General features: G+C 69.8%; 10 protein-coding genes and 1 tRNA gene. 4 read left to right on the forward strand and 7 right to left on the reverse strand.

Features of this window, described 5'->3' with window-relative positions:
* Window positions 1–4 precede the first annotated feature (4 nt).
* On the forward strand, window positions 5–3733 hold the full coding sequence (locus H958_RS0105640) for an AAA family ATPase (protein ID WP_028057949.1): 3729 nt from the start codon (window positions 5–7) through the stop codon (window positions 3731–3733).
* Window positions 3734–3787: 54 nt separating this feature from the next.
* Here the strand turns inward: H958_RS0105640 and H958_RS45930 are convergent, their stop codons facing one another.
* Window positions 3788–4048: a hypothetical protein gene (locus tag H958_RS45930; protein ID WP_028057950.1), complete on the reverse strand. Its 261-nt coding sequence runs from the start codon at window positions 4046–4048 to the stop codon at window positions 3788–3790.
* A gap of 36 nt (window positions 4049–4084) precedes the next feature.
* On the opposite strand from H958_RS45930, the gene H958_RS0105650 reads away from it, so the two are divergent.
* A complete protein-coding gene (locus H958_RS0105650) occupies window positions 4085–6553 on the forward strand; it encodes an HD domain-containing protein (protein ID WP_156027719.1) in 2469 nt (822 codons plus the stop codon).
* Here the strand turns inward: H958_RS0105650 and H958_RS0105655 are convergent.
* From H958_RS0105655 to H958_RS0105675, 5 genes are all read right to left on the reverse strand, one after another.
* Window positions 6550–9594, reverse strand: a complete 3045-nt coding sequence (locus tag H958_RS0105655; RefSeq protein WP_156027720.1) for a helicase-related protein — start codon at window positions 9592–9594, stop codon at window positions 6550–6552. The genes H958_RS0105650 and H958_RS0105655 overlap by 4 nt on opposite strands.
* An 818-nt stretch (window positions 9595–10412) precedes the next feature.
* Window positions 10413–11918 carry an IS1182 family transposase gene (locus H958_RS0105660; protein WP_196807228.1) on the reverse strand — a complete coding sequence of 502 codons (1506 nt, stop codon included), beginning with the start codon at window positions 11916–11918 and terminating at the stop codon, window positions 10413–10415.
* Window positions 11919–12020: 102 nt separating this feature from the next.
* Window positions 12021–12368, reverse strand: a complete 348-nt coding sequence (locus H958_RS0105665) for a hypothetical protein (RefSeq protein ID WP_028057954.1) — start codon at window positions 12366–12368, stop codon at window positions 12021–12023.
* 40 nt (window positions 12369–12408) lie between these two features.
* The gene (locus H958_RS0105670) at window positions 12409–13254 is read right to left on the reverse strand and encodes an RNA polymerase sigma factor (protein WP_028057955.1); all 846 of its coding nucleotides are present in this window, start codon (window positions 13252–13254) and stop codon (window positions 12409–12411) included.
* A 62-nt stretch (window positions 13255–13316) separates the two neighbouring features.
* Window positions 13317–13862, reverse strand: a complete 546-nt coding sequence (locus H958_RS0105675; protein ID WP_028057956.1) for a hypothetical protein — start codon at window positions 13860–13862, stop codon at window positions 13317–13319.
* A gap of 113 nt (window positions 13863–13975) precedes the next feature.
* Between H958_RS0105675 and H958_RS35245 the strand changes: the two genes are divergently transcribed.
* Entirely contained in the window at window positions 13976–14176 is a 201-nt protein-coding gene (locus tag H958_RS35245) for a helix-turn-helix domain-containing protein (RefSeq protein WP_051323859.1), read from the forward strand.
* Between the two features lie 147 nt (window positions 14177–14323).
* Here the strand turns inward: H958_RS35245 and H958_RS0105685 are convergent.
* A tRNA-Thr gene (locus H958_RS0105685) sits at window positions 14324–14396 on the reverse strand.
* A 250-nt stretch (window positions 14397–14646) separates the two neighbouring features.
* Here H958_RS0105685 and H958_RS0105690 point away from each other — a divergent pair.
* Entirely contained in the window at window positions 14647–15147 is a 501-nt protein-coding gene (locus tag H958_RS0105690; RefSeq protein ID WP_156027721.1) for a hypothetical protein, read from the forward strand.
* The last annotated feature ends 63 nt before the right edge of the window (window positions 15148–15210 follow it).

Below are 15210 nucleotides of genomic sequence, written 5' to 3' on the forward strand. Positions count from 1 at the left end.
CGCCGTGCCCACCACGATCCAGCACCTGTCCATCCGCGTTCCCTGGCACGACCACGGGTGGGAGGGAACCGTCTGCGACGCGCCGTCGCGCAACGACGCCTGTCTCGTGCTCCCACGCATCAACGAGGAGCGCGTGGACGCGGTCGAGGACGGGCTGCACGGGCGCGACTGGGAGCAGGTGCGGCAGGCCCAGTGGCCGCCGTGCGTGCGTGAGAAGGCGGGCTTCATGCGCGCGAGCGAACTGCACGTCCCGATCACCCACCCGTATCGCGAGTACTCGCCGGCACATGAAGGGCTCAACCCGCTGCTCCTGCGCATCCCTGCCTACTCGGCACCGTGCGTCCCGTTCCGCTGGATGAGCCGTGACACGGCGGAGGAACTCGCCGCGGCGGAGGCCGTCGACTACCAGCCGGAGCTCGAGGAGGCCGCGAACGAGCAGATCGGCTTCAACACGAGCTGGGTCCAGGACGGCGGCAACCAGCGGCGGCTCCTGAACGCATTCTTCGAACGGATTGGCACGGGTTCGCTGTGCTTCTTCTACGCCCGCCGCGTGCCTCACTCCGACGAGGATCGCAAGACCCTGATCGGCGTCGGACGCGCGCTGCACACCGGCGATCCCTCGGTGTTCAAGGGCGACAACCCGCTCGACACCGTCGCGTGGGAGTGCATGGTGCAGCACTCGATCCGGCCTGACCACGCCGACGGCTTCCTCTTGCCGTATCACGCCGCGCTGGTCGCGGCCGAGGCCGACCCGTCGATCGACCCGGCGAGCGTCCTCGCGTACGTGCCGGACGAGGGCTGGGATGAGTTCGCCTACGGCACCGAGCATGTGACACACGACACGGCGATCAGCGCGCTTGTCGCCTGCGAACGGGCCTTGCGAGAGGCCGAGCGGGTGCTGCCCGGCGCACGCTCGCGCGAGCTGCAGTGGATCTCCGACCGGCTCGGCGAGCTGTGGCGGATGCGTGGCCCGAGCCCCGGCATCGGCTCGGCGCTCGAGGCTTTCGGCGTGCTCAGTGGGACGCTCGTGCTGCGCCGGCTCGAACCGCACGTGCCGGAGGGCGGCGATCCCTGGGACGTCGTCGAGGCGGCACTCGCGGACCCGTCGCGCTACGACGTCGCCGACGCGTTCACGCCGAGCCTGGCGAAAAAGTGGTCAGGGCTCGGCACCCAGCGCCGCGAGCTGCTGAAGCTGCTCTCGCGCTTCGACCTCACGCAGGACCAGGCCAGGCGTTGGTATGACCCGGACGACCGGGCGCTGGCGGGCATCTCCCTGCACGACGGTGAGATCGTCGCCAATCCCTACGTCCTCTATGAGGCCGACCGTGACCAGCTGGATCCGATCGTCGTCTCGGTCGTCGACCACGGCGCGTTCCCGGCCCCGGTGATCGCGGAGCGTCACCCCCTGCCCGAGCCCAGCCGCGTGACGGACAACCAAGACATCCGGCGCAGTCGCGCGCTGCTGATCGAGCAGCTAGAACGCGCAGCCGATGCCGGTGACACGCTACGCGGCACGGGGCGGCTGGCGCGCGGCGTGCGGGAGATGGAGCTGACGCCGCCGTGCCCGCTCGACGCCGACATGGTCGCCGCCTACGGCGAGGCGCTCGAGCCGCCGATCCGCCGCGTCGAGCTGCACGGCGGCGCGCCCGCGCTGCAGCTCGATCGCTACGTCGACGGCGGCCGAGTCATCCGCGACTTCGTCCTCAAGCGCCGCGGCGGGAAGCGCCACCCGGCCGTGGACGACTGGCGCGCGCGCCTGGACATGGCGCTCGGCGGGCCGGCCGCCCCGGATGACCCGGACGAGGAGCGGGCGCGTCAGGAGAAGACCTCGGCGCTCGCGGAGCTGCACGAGAGCCGCATGTCGGTGCTCGTCGGCCCGGCCGGCACGGGCAAGACGACACTGCTGCGTACGCTCTGCGACCACCCGTCCGTCGACACCGGCAGCGTGCTCCTGCTCGCGCCGACGGGCAAGGCGCGCGTGCGCATGGCGCAGGCGCTGGAGCGCGAGAGCCAGACGATCGCGCAGTTCCTACTCAAGATTGGCCGCTACGACGCCGAGACGGCCCGCTACCACCGCTCGAGCGGGCCCGCCGAGGGCGGCTACGGCACCGTGATCGTGGACGAGGCGAGCATGCTGACCGAAGATCAGCTGACGGCAGTGATCGACGGTCTGCGAGGCGTCAAGCGCTTCATCCTCGTCGGCGATTACCGGCAGCTGCCGCCGATCGGCGCAGGACGCCCGTTCGTGGACATCGTGCACCTGCTCGAGCCCGACCGGGTGGAGGCGCGCTTCCCGCGGGTCGGCCCGAGCTACGCCGAGCTGACCGTGCCGCGCCGGCCGACGACGATCGCCGGCAAGGTCACGAGCGCCGCGCAGAAGCGCGCCGACCTGATGCTGGCCGAGTGGTTCAGCGGCCGCGCGCCGAGCCCGGGCGCCGACGTCGTCTGGGACGAACTACGCAAGGGCGAGGTGGACGGCACGCTCCGCGTGCTGCGCTGGGAGGGCCCGGACGATCTGCGTGCGCAGCTGCTCGCCGTGCTCGTCAAGGAGCTCGACCTCGACGGACAGGATGACGTGACCGGCTTCGAGGTCAACTGCGGCGGGTCGGTCTACAACGACAGCGTCTACTTTCACCGCGGGCGCAAAGCGGGTGAGGGTGCCGCGCTGGCGGCGGACGCGTGGCAGATCCTCGCGCCCGTGCGTGGGCGCCCGCACGGCGTCCGCGAGCTCAACCGCGCCCTGCACAAGCGCTTTCGCCACAAGGCAATCGAGGACGCGCAGGACCGCTGGCGGCGCGTGCCGGCGCCGCTCGGCGCCGAGCAGATCGTCTACGGAGACAAGGTGATCAGCGTCCGCAACGAGAGCTGGCGCAAGGTCTTCCCGGACAAGGCCGACCGCTATGTCGCCAACGGCGACATCGGGATCGTCGTCGGCCAGTTCAAGGGCAAGACGAGCAAGATCAAGGGCGCGCCGTGGAAGAGCGAGATCGAGCTCAACTCGCAACCCGGCTTCGTCTACGAGTACCGGCCCTCGCACTTCATCGAAGAGGGCGCCGCTCCGCTCGAACTCGCCTACGCGCTAACGATCCACAAGGCGCAGGGGAGCGAGTTCGGCCGCACCGTCGTCGTCATCCCGGAGCCCTGTCGGCTGCTCTCACGGGAGTTGCTTTACACGGCGCTGACGCGCCAGAGCAAGCGGGTGACGATCCTCTACCAGGGCGAGCCGGGAGGGCTGCTGCGGTACGCCGCACCCGAACTGTCCGAGACTGCGGGACGGCTCACGAACCTGTTCTCGGCGCCCGACATCGTGGAGCGGCCCAACGGCAAGTACCTGGAGCGCGGGCTCATCCACACCACCTCCGGCGGAGACGTCGTGCGGTCCAAGTCGGAGGCGATTATCTGCGAAGCGCTCTTCGAGCGCGACATCGAGTACGTCTACGAGAAGGAACTGCGCTTCGACGACGGAAGCCGCCGCCTCCCGGACTTCACGATCGAGGACGACGACCGCGGTCTGACGATCTATTGGGAACACCTCGGCATGCTGGGCGACACCGAGTACGCGCGGCGCTGGGAGGCAAAGCGCCGCTGGTACGCGGACCACGGCGTGCTGGAACGATCGGCCGAGCACCCGGACGGCGGGCCGGAGGGAATGCTCGTGTGGACTTCCGACGACGAGCACGGTGGCATCGACATCCCGGCGATCAAGGCGTTTGTCGCCGACCTGTTCAGCTGAAACCCTGATCCTTCGGCGAGGACGGTCAGGAATCGGCGACTAAGTTCGACTTACTTAACGATGCCCCGAGTCACCACGCACCCCGACCACGCCGCCGAGCAGGCGTACATCGAGCTTGTCCACCATGCCGAGCAGGCTGCCCGCGCTCGCGCCGAGCATGGCCCCGAAGCCGGCGCCGATCGCTTTGCGGCGCGCGAGGCGCGCCGCCAGATGCTCGAGCGATTCAAGGACCCGATCGACGTCGACGCCCTCTGCTTCGGACGTATTGACCTCGACCGAGGACGGACGTACTACGTCGGCCGTGGCGCGGTCCACGGGCCTCAGGGTGAGCTACTGGTCGTCAACTGGCGCATGAGGGCTGTGGCGCCGTTCTACACGGGCAGCCGCCAGGACCCGCAAGGACTCGAGCGCCGGCGGCGCTTCCAGCTCGATCGCCTGCGACTGCTCGGGATCGTGGAGGACGTGTTCGGCGGTACACCCGCCACCGTCAGGCAACTGCCGGACGTCACACCGGAGCAGCTGCCGGACGCCACGCCGGAGCAGCTGCCGGACGTCACGCCGGAGCAGTCCGAGGAGCGGCCGCTCGAGCCGCACGTCGTCGACGCGATTCTCACCGACATGGACCGCGCCCGCGGCGCGGAGATGCGTGACATCGTCGCGACGATCGAGGCCCGCCAGTACGAGCTCATGAGCGATGCGCTCGAGGGCTTGCTGGTCATTCAAGGCGGACCCGGCTCGGGTAAGACCGCGATCGCCCTGCACCGCGCGGCCTGGCTGCTCTACAACTACCAAGAGGAGCTCGGGCGCACGGGTGTGCTCGTCGTCGGCCCGAACCGTGCGTTCATGGAGTACGTCGCCGCGGTGCTGCCCTCGCTAGGCGAGAGCGCGGTGGTTCAGTCTTCGATCGACCGCCTCCCCGATCTCGGCGACGTCCGCGTGCGCGCGACCGAGCGGACCGAGGCGGCCCGCGTCAAGGGCGACGTCCGGATGGCGGCGATCGTGCAGCGCGCCGTGGCGGCTCGCGTGCGCGTCCCGGAGGAGGACGTCACGCTGACCGTCGGGCGTATCCGTCCGGTGCTGCCCGCCGACCACATAAAGCGGATTGTCGGCGAAGCTTGGAGCGCGGGTCGCACTTACCTCGGCGCGCGCGAAGTGTTCCGCCGCGAGCTCGTCGTACTCGCGCACGAGCACGTCGGCGAGCGGCGCGGGCTGTTCCGCTCCGGTCCGGATCCTGCGGAGGTCGAGATGGCCGTCACGGGCACGGGCGGCGCGCTGGAGCGAATCTGGCCGACGGTTACGGCGCCGCAAGTCGTGCGCGATCTGCTGGCCTCCAAGCAGCGCCTCGCGGCCGCCGCGGCAGGATCACTAACCGACGAGGAGAGCGAGCTGCTGCGCCGCTCGCAAGCCGGGTCGATCCGTCAGGAACCCTGGACTGCCGCGGATATACCGCTGCTGGACGAGGCCGACGCGCTCGTGCGTGGGGTGAGCTCGTCCTACGGCTACGTTCTCGCCGACGAGGCGCAGGACCTCTCGCCGATGCAGCTGCGCATGATCTTGCGGCGCTCGACCGCCGGTCGCGCGACGCTGGTGGGCGACATCGCTCAGGCCACCGGCGCGTACCGTTGCACCGACTGGCTGGAGCTGCTCGACGCGACCGGGTTCGACACCGATCCGCGAATCGCCGAGTTGGCGGTCGGCTACCGCGTGCCGCGCCAGATCATGGAGCTCGCCGCCGAGCTGATCCCGCGCATCGCCCCGGACACGTTCGTCCCGCGCGCGGTCCGGCTCGGGCCGGAAGACCCGCGCGTGATCGCCGTCGAGGACGGTGGCCTCGCGACTGCGCTGGTCGCCGAGGTGACGACGCGCGTCGACGGCGAGCGAACGGTCGGCGTGATCGCTCCCGCCGGCCTCCTCGAGGACCTGCGCGGTGCACTGGCGGCGGCCGGCATGCAGGCCGGCGACATCCTGACCGACGGCTTGGCGCGCACGGTGACCGTGCTCTCGGCCGACCAGGCGAAGGGCCTCGAGTTCGACCACGTCGTCGTGGTGGAGCCCGCGGCGATCGCCGGTGCCGCCGAAGAATGGGCCTACGTATACATCGCGCTGACGCGTGCAACGCGCACGCTGTCGGTCCTGCACACGACGCCCGCACCGTTCGAGCGTCCGCCCGTCGAGCCTGACCCGGAACCGGAGCCGGCCACGCCCGCGCCCGAGTTGATTGCCATCCCGGTTCCGGAGCCCGCGGGCATCGAGCTCACCGCCCGCTACACCGAGGCGCTGCTACAGGCGAAGTTCCTCCACGCCGGTCAGCGCCGGCGCGGCACGCCCGTGCCCTACCTCGCCCACCTGCAGGCGGTCGCCGCACTCGTGCTCGAGGATGGGGGCAGCGAGGACGAGGCGATCGCCGCGCTGCTGCACGACGCGGCCGAGGATCACGGCGCGGCGACGCTGGACCGGATTGCCGAGCATTTTGGCGTCGGAGTCGCGCGCATCGTGCTCGGATGCACGGACCCGGAAGGCGAGCCCGATGCGTCGTGGCGCGAGCGCAAGCGCGATCACCTGCGCGAGCTCGAGAGCGCGGGGCCCGAGGTGCGGCGGGTCGCGCTCGCCGAGAAGCTGGACAACGCTCGCGCGCTGCTGCGCGACTACCGTCGCATCGGCGACCGGTTGTGGACGCGGATGGCGGTCGATCCGGAGGACATCCTCTGGTACCAGGAGGAACTCGCCGACCTGTTCGTCGCCGAGCGCCCGGGCGATATGGCGTCCGAGCTGCAGGATGCGGTCGACCGGCTGCTCGAGCTCGCGTCCGAGCCCGGTTAGACCGCCACGACCAGCCCGGCGGCGACGAGCCGGTTACCGACGCTGATGCCCCGCTTGCCCTCGAGCGCGGCAAGCTTGGTCTCGTGGTCGACTTCCAGGCGACCGAGCTGCGAGCGGCGCATCCGCACGATCGGCGCCGAGCGTCCCTCCTCGATCTGTTGCTGCAACCAGAGCCGGCGGCGGTCCGTTGTCAGGCGCAGGCTCTCCACCTGCGCCGTGACGATCTCGTCATTGCGCGCCTGCAATTCCTGCTCGCGCGCGGCGACCTCGGCGGTCACCCAGTCGAGCGCTGCGTGGTGCATGCGGTCGACCTCCACGCCGGTGAGGGACCGGAGAACAGCGACGTCGCGCGCGTCCTCGAGTCGGGCGATCAGGTCGGCGCCGCCGTCGATCACCTCACCGTCGGGTCTGACGATGACGGCAGCCTGCTCGAGCTCGTCCTTGAGGCCGTGCGCCTGCAGCTCGAACACGAAGAACCCGTGCGGCACGCTGGGTGCCAGGTCGAGGTCAAGCGCGATCGCCGCACAGCACGACAGCGCGCCCCGCACGTCATCGCTCAGCGCCAGGGCGCGCACGATCGGATGGTGGAGCGAGATGAACTCGAGCCGCCGCTGCGCCGTGGCGATCGCGGGCTCGAACGTGACGTCAATCCCCTCGTCGCGCAGGCGGCCGATGAACGCGCGCGCGGCCTTGGCGCCGCCGCCGCTGTGCGAGAGCGTGCGTGCGAGCAGCCCCCGGAACGGCGCAATCGCGCCGCTCAGCCTGAAGACGCCGCTCTGCGCCCCCACAGGCTCGAGCCCGACGTTGCAGCCGCAGACCGCGAGGTAGCGCTCAACGAGCAGCCTCAGCTCTTCGGGCGTGACGTAGCGGCGGCTGCGCTCGATGTCGTTAAAGAGTTCGAGGAAGACCTCGTCGTTGGACAGGAATTGCTTGCTCTCCTGCTCGAATGTCTCGTTGTCCTGCTGGCGTCGGAGGATGACGTCGGCGATGAGATTGCGGCGGCGCTCGAGCTCGGCGTCGGTCAGCCGGCCGGACAGCGCATCGCGTTGAAGCGCCGCGAGGTCGACCTCAACGTCGCCGAGGATCGCCTCGAGGTCGCCGATCGAGGACTCGAAGATTTGGATTCGCTGGTAGAGGCGATGGAAAATCCGCTCCTCGATCGTCTCGGCGACGATCATGTTGAGGATGTGGATCACCTCGCTGGACTGCCCATAGCGGTCGAGGCGTCCAATCCGCTGCTCGACGCGCATCGGGTTCCACGGCAGGTCGTAGTTGAACATCCGCGCGCAGAACTGGAAGTCCAGGCCCTCGGAGCCGACCTCGCTGGAGAGCAGAACGACCGGTCCGCGGTCGTCGCGGAAGCGTGTCACCGCGCGTTCGCGCTGCTCGGAGTTCATCGGGCCGTAGAGCTTCAGGACGAGCAGCGGGCGTCCGTCGACGAACAGGTTCGCGAGGCGATGGGCCAGATAGTCGATCGTCCCGGTGAAGTACGAGAAGACGAGGATCCGGTCGGCGCCGGCGGCGAACGAGTCGGTCAGCGCGCGCTCGAAGCCGCCGAACTTGCTGTCTACTCGGCCTCCGTAGGCATCCCACGTGGCCAGCAAGTGGTTTACCGCCTCGGACGGCTGGAGCTCCAGGCGGACCTGCTCACCGGCGAGCGCGTCGTCGAGCGCGTCGCCGAGGCCGGGGTCGTCGGCCAGTTCGGTCGCCTCGTCAGCGCCGATCGTCAGTAGGCCCGAGCGCACGGCGTCGGTCAGCCGCGCACCAAGCGCGGGCAAGCAGCTCGCTGCGAGCCGCTGGAACGTCGCCGCCACGAGGTGCGCCGCCCGCTCGGCGTAGGTGGCGAGTGCCCAGTCCGTCACGGCGTCGTAGAACGCGGACTCCTCGTCGGTGAACGCGACGCTGACGGTGCGCGAGCGGCGGGTCGGGAACAGATCCTGCACCTCGCGCTTGCGCGTCCGAGTAAACACGTGCGAGAGGGTGTTGAGTTCGATCAAGTCACGCTGGCAACGCACCACCTGCTCGCGGCCTACGGCTTGGCCTGCCGCGCCGCGCATAAGCGTTTCGCGCGTGCCGACGTAGCGCGCCGAGCGTGTGAATCGCGCGGCCAGCGCCGTGCGCTCCACGCGCCGCAGGGCGGCCAGTGCATCGTCGAAGCGCGGCGGCCATGTCCCGCGTAGATGGCGGAGCGCGAGGTTGATGTGCTCGTTCGGCTCGATCAGCGCGCTGAACGTTTCGGCCTGCGGGAACTCCTCGGGGACGAGCAGGTTCATGAGGTTGAAGAAGTCCTGGCGGCCGAGGTTGAGCGGCGTCGCCGTGAGAAAGACCACAGTCTCGGCGAGCCCTGCGAGCACTTCGCCGAGGTCGTTGGTGGCGGTCCCGACGTTGCGCATGTGGTGCGCCTCGTCCACGATCACGACGTCAAGGCTCGGCGCCGCCGTGCCGAGCGCCTCCAGGTTCTCGGCACGGCGCATGAGTTCGAGCGAGGCGATGACTCGGCGCGGCTCCGGGCTCGGCGCGTCCAGGTCGGTCGTGACGAACTCGCGGAAACCCTGGCCATCCAGGACCTCGAAGTCGAACAGGAAGCGATCGCGCATCTCGCTCCGCCATTTCTGCGTTAGCGGCGAGGGGCAGGCGACGAGGACATGGTCGAGGGCACCACGCGCGTTGAGCTCGGTGAGGATGATTCCGGCCTCGATCGTCTTGCCGAGACCGACTTCGTCGGCGATCAGGAGCCGACCGTAAGGGTTCGCGAGTAGTTTCAGCACGGCCTTGAACTGGTGCGGGAGCCGCTCAGTCCTCGATGCCGCGAACGAGTACAGGTTGTCCGCCAGCGGCTTGTCGAGCTTCGCGAGCGTCATGAAGGCGCGGAACGTCTCGGCGTCGGCGAGCGCTCCGTCGCGCAGGAGGGCGACGGGATCGACCTCGAGGCCCGCGTCGAGCGCGGCCAGCTCGAGGTGTCTCGAGCTGTAGACCTGCGCGCCGCTAGAGAAGCGAACCCGGTATTGCGGCTCGGACCCGGCCGTGAGCACATCGGTCACGACGCCAATTCCGGACTCTGGACGCGCCCGGAGAAGCACCTCGTCGCCCTTTGCGTATGCGAACACGCTGGAAAGTTAGTGCGCATAGCCGATCTGTCCAGTGGTCGGAGACATCGCGTCGCTGCTCGTATCCCGAGGCATTCCAGGACGGCCGCGTCCTCGAGACGCTTGCCGCCAGACTCCTGCCGGCCGCGCACGACGACGCTAGACGGACCACGCTCACGCAGGATCGATCGCGGCGCGGGCGTCATGGCTTCTGCCGGCCCGGTGCCGCCCGGCCCGTTCCGGTCCGCTTCCGCCGATGGTGTCCGCGCGCGAATCGGGTGCGTTCCAGTCAGCTCGAACGCGTGCTGCGCCCACTGCTCGCGAGCAAGGACCGGGCAGTCGGGCATGCAGCACCTCCCCGCCGCAGAGGCACTCGTACGCGACGTGCCGCAGCTCCGAGTCGCCGACGAGACGATCGGCGAGCCATAGGGAGACGATGTGGATACGGCGTTTGGCAACGAGGGCCACGACAGGGGCCTCAAACTCGACCGGGACGAGCTCAGGAAGCTCCATGACCAGATAGGGGCTCCGACGCCGAAAACCCCGTGCGCGTGGCGCTTGCGGGACGCGCCGACCCCGAAACGAGAAGAGCCCGCCATGCAGGCTCCTCGAGGGATGAGCGGCGGGCTTCGAGCCCGCGGCTGCCGGGATCACGACCCAGCGACCAAACTTCACGACCCGGCCGGCTAGACGGCCCCTGAAGAAGTGGTTTCTCGGCTGCGGCGTGTGTGTCTCTGGGCGTCGGGTCGGAGTGCGCCGCGCGCCGGGGCTTGTCAGGCGGTCTGGGCGGCGAGGTGGCGGGCGATCGGGTTGAGGTTGACCAGCGCGGCGGTCCAGGCGGCCTGTAGTCGGGCCTTCGCGCGGCCGATGTAGCGACTCTTGCGGGCGCCGTAGCGGGCGGCGAGCAGGCCGAGTAGCCGCTCGATCCGCGGCCGGGTGCGGCGCAGGTGTTCGGCGCTGGCTGGGTCGGCGAGCGCTTGGCGGGCGGCGATCAGCAGGTCCTCGTGTTCTGAGAGATTGAGCTGGCGACGTGGCCGACCCGGACAGCACGCCGCGTTGAGCGGGCAACCGCGGCACATCGCGCGCGTGAAGTTCGCCCCGCGAAAGCCCGTCTTTGACGTGCTGATAGCGACGGTGTGGCCGGCCGGGCAGGTGACCGTGCCGGCGTCGAGATCGATCTGAAAGTGGCGCTTGCCCAGGCGGCCATCGACGATCTTGCCCTCGGGCAGCGGGGCGAGCACGTCGACCTCGCGTTCAGCGAGTTCCGCGCGCACCGGCCCGTTGCCATAGGCGGTGTCGCCCAGCACCCGTCGTGGGCGCCGACGCTCCGGCTGGCTGTCGATCAGATGCTTGGCCTGCGAGCCGTCGTGCTCGCACGCGGGCGCGACATCGACGGCGGTAATCAACGGCTCGGTCGTGTTGGTCGCGGCCGCGGAGAGCTTGTAGCCGTCAAAGCGCTGCTGAGCGCTCTTGCGGCCGTGACGCATCTCGGTGTCGATGGTCGAGATGATCCGCCCCGACCGAGTCCCGTGATGCAAGCGAGGAACGCCGTCCTCGTCGACGTCGAAGTCCTGGCCGATCAGCTCGCGCAACAGCTTGAGCGCCTCGGCAACCGCCGCATCGGCGAGCAGCCGATCACTGTCCTCGACCGCCCGCAGCGCCCGCTCGGCGTCCTGCGCCACGCGCGTGAGCATCCGCTCGCGCTCGGCCTTCTCGCGCCAGCGGCAATCCGGCTTCTCGCCCGGCCGCTGGTAGTCGAACTCCAGGCCGCGATCGAGCTGACCAGCGGCCCGCTGGTCGACGGCCGCGACGGCATCGAGCAGCTTCTTGACGCCGTGGCGCACCAGCCGAACCGTGTCCTGCGTCGCCGCCGCGCCGAGCATCGGCGTGGAGTCGATGATCTGCTCGACCGGCCCGTCGAGCATCCCGAGCTCTTCGGCGATCCGCAGCGTGCGCTCCAGCGCGACCCGCTCGAGCTCGTGCAACAACAGCCGCGCGCGGAACTTCGTCAACGACGTCGGATGCCAGCCCTGATGATCGACCGACAGCCCGAGCGCGATCTTCCAGCGCAGATCCCACGCCACACACTCCATCGCCTGCTCATCCGACGCGCCCGTGCGGTACTGCAACAACAACACCTTGGCCAGCTGTGACGGCGGGATCGACGGCCGACCCATCCGCTGCGAATAGCACGCCGCGAAGTCCTCATCACGCACGATCCGATCCCCGCTCAGCCAACAACAACGCGAAAAACGATCCCGGCGGAAGCGGCCGAGCAAGCCCGGCCGCATCAAAGAACCCGACCTGGCCAGACGTCGTCGCGAGCATCACCAAATGCTCTTAAACCCGCCGGACAGAGCCGCGACTATTTCAGCGGCCTTCTAGGCAGGGAATTCGGTGTCGGTCCTGGCCGCTCGAAGCTGGTCTTGCGGGACATTCAATTGCCGCGCCGCCTCATGCTCGGGGATCCACTGAAGCGCCGCGAGCTCGTCGGACGGAATCAGGGCTGTGCGTGCCCAGAGCTCGCCAAGCTCATTTGTGAACGGTCCCGGGATCCGGCCGTTGAGCACCTCTCCGCAGCAGGCGCACATGAAGGCGACGAATCGAAGATCGGGGTCGGCGGGTGGCCGATCGAGGAGCGACGGGGCGATGATGTGGACACGATCGCAAGAAACGAGCGCGACGAGCTCGCCGCGATATTCGATAGGGACGAGGACCGGGAGCTCCATGCACGGCAATAGGGCCGCGGCTCGAAACTCGCCCCCGCGCTTAGTCGCCGAGCCCGCGACCCATCGAGCGGCCGCGTGCATGCGCGAGCGCGTCGACGGCCCGGCGCGCCGCGTCGTGGTATCGGCCGAGCTGCTCGTCGGCGGGACGCGAGTCGGCGGCCTCGTCGAAGCGAGCCGGGCCGAGGGCGGTGCGGTAGTCGTCGATCGCGAGCGCCGCGCGGCGCCAGGCCCGGCGCTTCTCGGTCTGGGCGATGTTGCGCCGGCTCGACTTTGGCGAGCGGCCGATCCGATCCGTGAGCCACGACGGCTGGTCGCGCTCGAGCTCCCAGAGACGCTGCGCGCGCGGGGACGCGTGCTCGATCTCATGCGAGCGCTCGGCGAGCACCTCGTAGATCTCGAAGTTCGCGCGAGCGATCAACTGGGCGACGCGGACCTCGCTGTCGCCGGTGAGCTCGCTGATCTCGCGATGTCGTAGGCCAAGCGCGCGGAGCATCGCGATCCGCTGGAGGCGCGGTGACAGGCGCTCGAGGATCGAGAACGCGTCCTCGACGTCGTCGTGAATGGCGTACTGATCGCGGTGGTCGACGGGCAGCCACGTGTCGGCCTCGAAGTCGCCGGTCCTGGCCGGGAGGTTCTGGCTCGCTTCGCGGTCGAGCCGCCAGGACTCACGCTGGGCGACGCGGAAGAGCCAGCCTTTCCAGTTGCGGTCGCGATCGGGCTGGCGCTCCAGGAACTTCGCCCAGGCGAACGCGCATGCGTCCTCGATCACGTGGGGCGAGGACGCGCGCACGGAGTGCGCCACGGATCGGACCAGCTCGTCGTTGAAGGCCCGGAACAGCTCGGCCTCGTCGCCGCGAGCCGGCGGGTGGGAGTCTCGGTCGGCCATCTCGACCTCTCAGGCCGAGTGGCGACGCGTGCGGGCAACTGAATTTCATGGGCCAGCGAGCTCTACAGGTCGACGTTCTGCAGGCCACCGCCGTCGACCGCTTCGAACGCGATCCAGGTCGCGAGGCACGCGCGGGCGGTGTCCAGAACCTCGGCCAGCGCCTGCAGGGCGTCCGGCTGGATCGAGACACGCTGCAGCGGCTCCAACGCGTCGATGAGCGCGCCTTGGAGGATCTCGTGGGCATAGGTCGTCGGCCACAGCAGCTCGACTGGGCCGGCGAGCTCGTCCTCGATTCCGGCGAGCATGTCTTCGAGCGTCGCTCGCAGCACCACCCACCGGTCGGAGTCGCTGCCTGGCGGAAGCGGGCCTTCGGGACGTTCCGAGTCGTGTTGGGCGAGCTTCGCGCGCACGCGCGCCCGAAGAAGCGGTAGCTCACGCGGGTCGAGGCGCAGGAACATCGAGATCGGCGCTCCCAGCCCGAGGACCTTGGTCCCGTCTCGAAGCGCCTCGGGCGGAGCAAGCTCGCGCGCGATGGGCTCGCGGCCGGCGGCCGCCGCGCCGACGCTGTCGCGAAAGGCGGCGTAGGACAGCTGATGCGATTCGGTCATACAAGCCATAGGCGTATACGCCGTTATCTATACCCCCTTGCGCGTACGCCGAGGAGACGACACTCTCTCGGCCCATGGGGCGACCGTCAGGATCTGATGCCGCCCTCGTACAGGTGATCCGCGATCTGCGCGGTCAACGAGGCCTCTCGCAGGAGGCTGTCGCGCGCGCGGCGGACCTCACGCTCTCGTCGTACGCGCGGGTCGAGCGCGGCTTGGCGAACCCGACCTGGCGAACCGTCTCCCAGATCGCCGACGCGCTCGGCGTCACGCTCGCCGAGCTCGGCGCCGCAGTCGATGAAGCACGCTCGGCGTGAGGGCTGAGACCTCGGCCGGCGTTGCCGTACTTTTGCCGTATTCCGCGTCCACAGGCGTCCACAAACGGCAATCGGTGTCCACCCGCACGGCGCGCCGAAGCGGCGGGAAATGTCGAACTACCAGGGCATTTCCCTCCGCGCCGCCGAAGCCGACGCCCGGACTCGAACCGGGGACCCCTTCATTACGAGTGAAGTGCTCTACCAGCTGAGCTACGTCGGCGCGAGATGCGGAGTCTAGCCGGAGGTTGGGGGGACGTCGTGGGCCGCTGACCCAGCGACCGGGTTCCGGTCTGAGCGAAGGGGGAGTTGACAGGCTTGGCGTGGGCGCGAAGGATCGGTGGGATGCGTCGTCGCGACGGATCTGGCCGATCGGCCAGGCGAGGGGTTGGGCCTGAAGCGCCAGACTTCTGTGCATGGGTGTCGCCCGCTTGGTCACGCGTCGCAGAGCTGCGTCGATCGTGCCCGTCGTCGTGCTCGGCACCGTCGTGTCGTTGGGGGTGGTCGCTTTGAGTGCGTCGCGGTTCGGGTGGCGGCGGTCGAAGGCCGAGAAGAAGGCCGGCGACGGCGAGGAGCGGGTCGAGGAGACGGTCCCCGCGCCCGCCGAGGAGCCGGCGCCGGAGCCGCCTGCGCGCCGGTTCAAGCCGGCGCCGCCGGGCGACGCCGATGCGCCGCGCTGGGACACGCCGCCGGCCGAGCTCGCGGCCGCCGCGGGTGGGCGGGCGGTGATGGCGGGGAAGGCGGCCGCGGAAGCGGACTCGGCGCCGGTGACTGCCGCGAAAGCTCCCGCGAAGCCGATCACGGATTCCGAAGCGAGTGAGCCCTCGAACGCGACCGCCGCACCCGCGGCCGACACCCCCGGCGAAACCGTGACCGCCACGAAGACCCAGGCCACGCCCGAGCCGAACGCCAAGCCCCGCAAGCCGCGCAGACGAGCCCGCCCGCGAGTGCGGCCCGAGCCCCGCAGCCCCTAGGACGCGCCGCGAATTCTCGTACATCCGCCGAACTTCGAGCCGCGGCGTTGCCCCGTACAGGGC

The sequence above is a fragment of the Candidatus Solirubrobacter pratensis genome, assembly GCF_000425945.1.
GTDB classification, from domain to species: domain Bacteria; phylum Actinomycetota; class Thermoleophilia; order Solirubrobacterales; family Solirubrobacteraceae; genus Solirubrobacter; species Solirubrobacter pratensis.

Excerpts from the sequence above, each read along its gene's own strand:
- H958_RS0105670 (WP_028057955.1), bottom strand. The coding sequence starts at position 13,254 with ATGGCCGACCGAGACTCCCACCCGCCGGCTCGCGGCGACGAGGCCGAG.
- H958_RS0105675 (WP_028057956.1), bottom strand. The coding sequence starts at position 13,862 with ATGACCGAATCGCATCAGCTGTCCTACGCCGCCTTTCGCGACAGCGTC.
- H958_RS0105665 (WP_028057954.1), bottom strand. The coding sequence starts at position 12,368 with ATGGAGCTCCCGGTCCTCGTCCCTATCGAATATCGCGGCGAGCTCGTC.
- H958_RS0105650 (WP_156027719.1), top strand. The coding sequence starts at position 4,085 with ATGAGGGCTGTGGCGCCGTTCTACACGGGCAGCCGCCAGGACCCGCAA.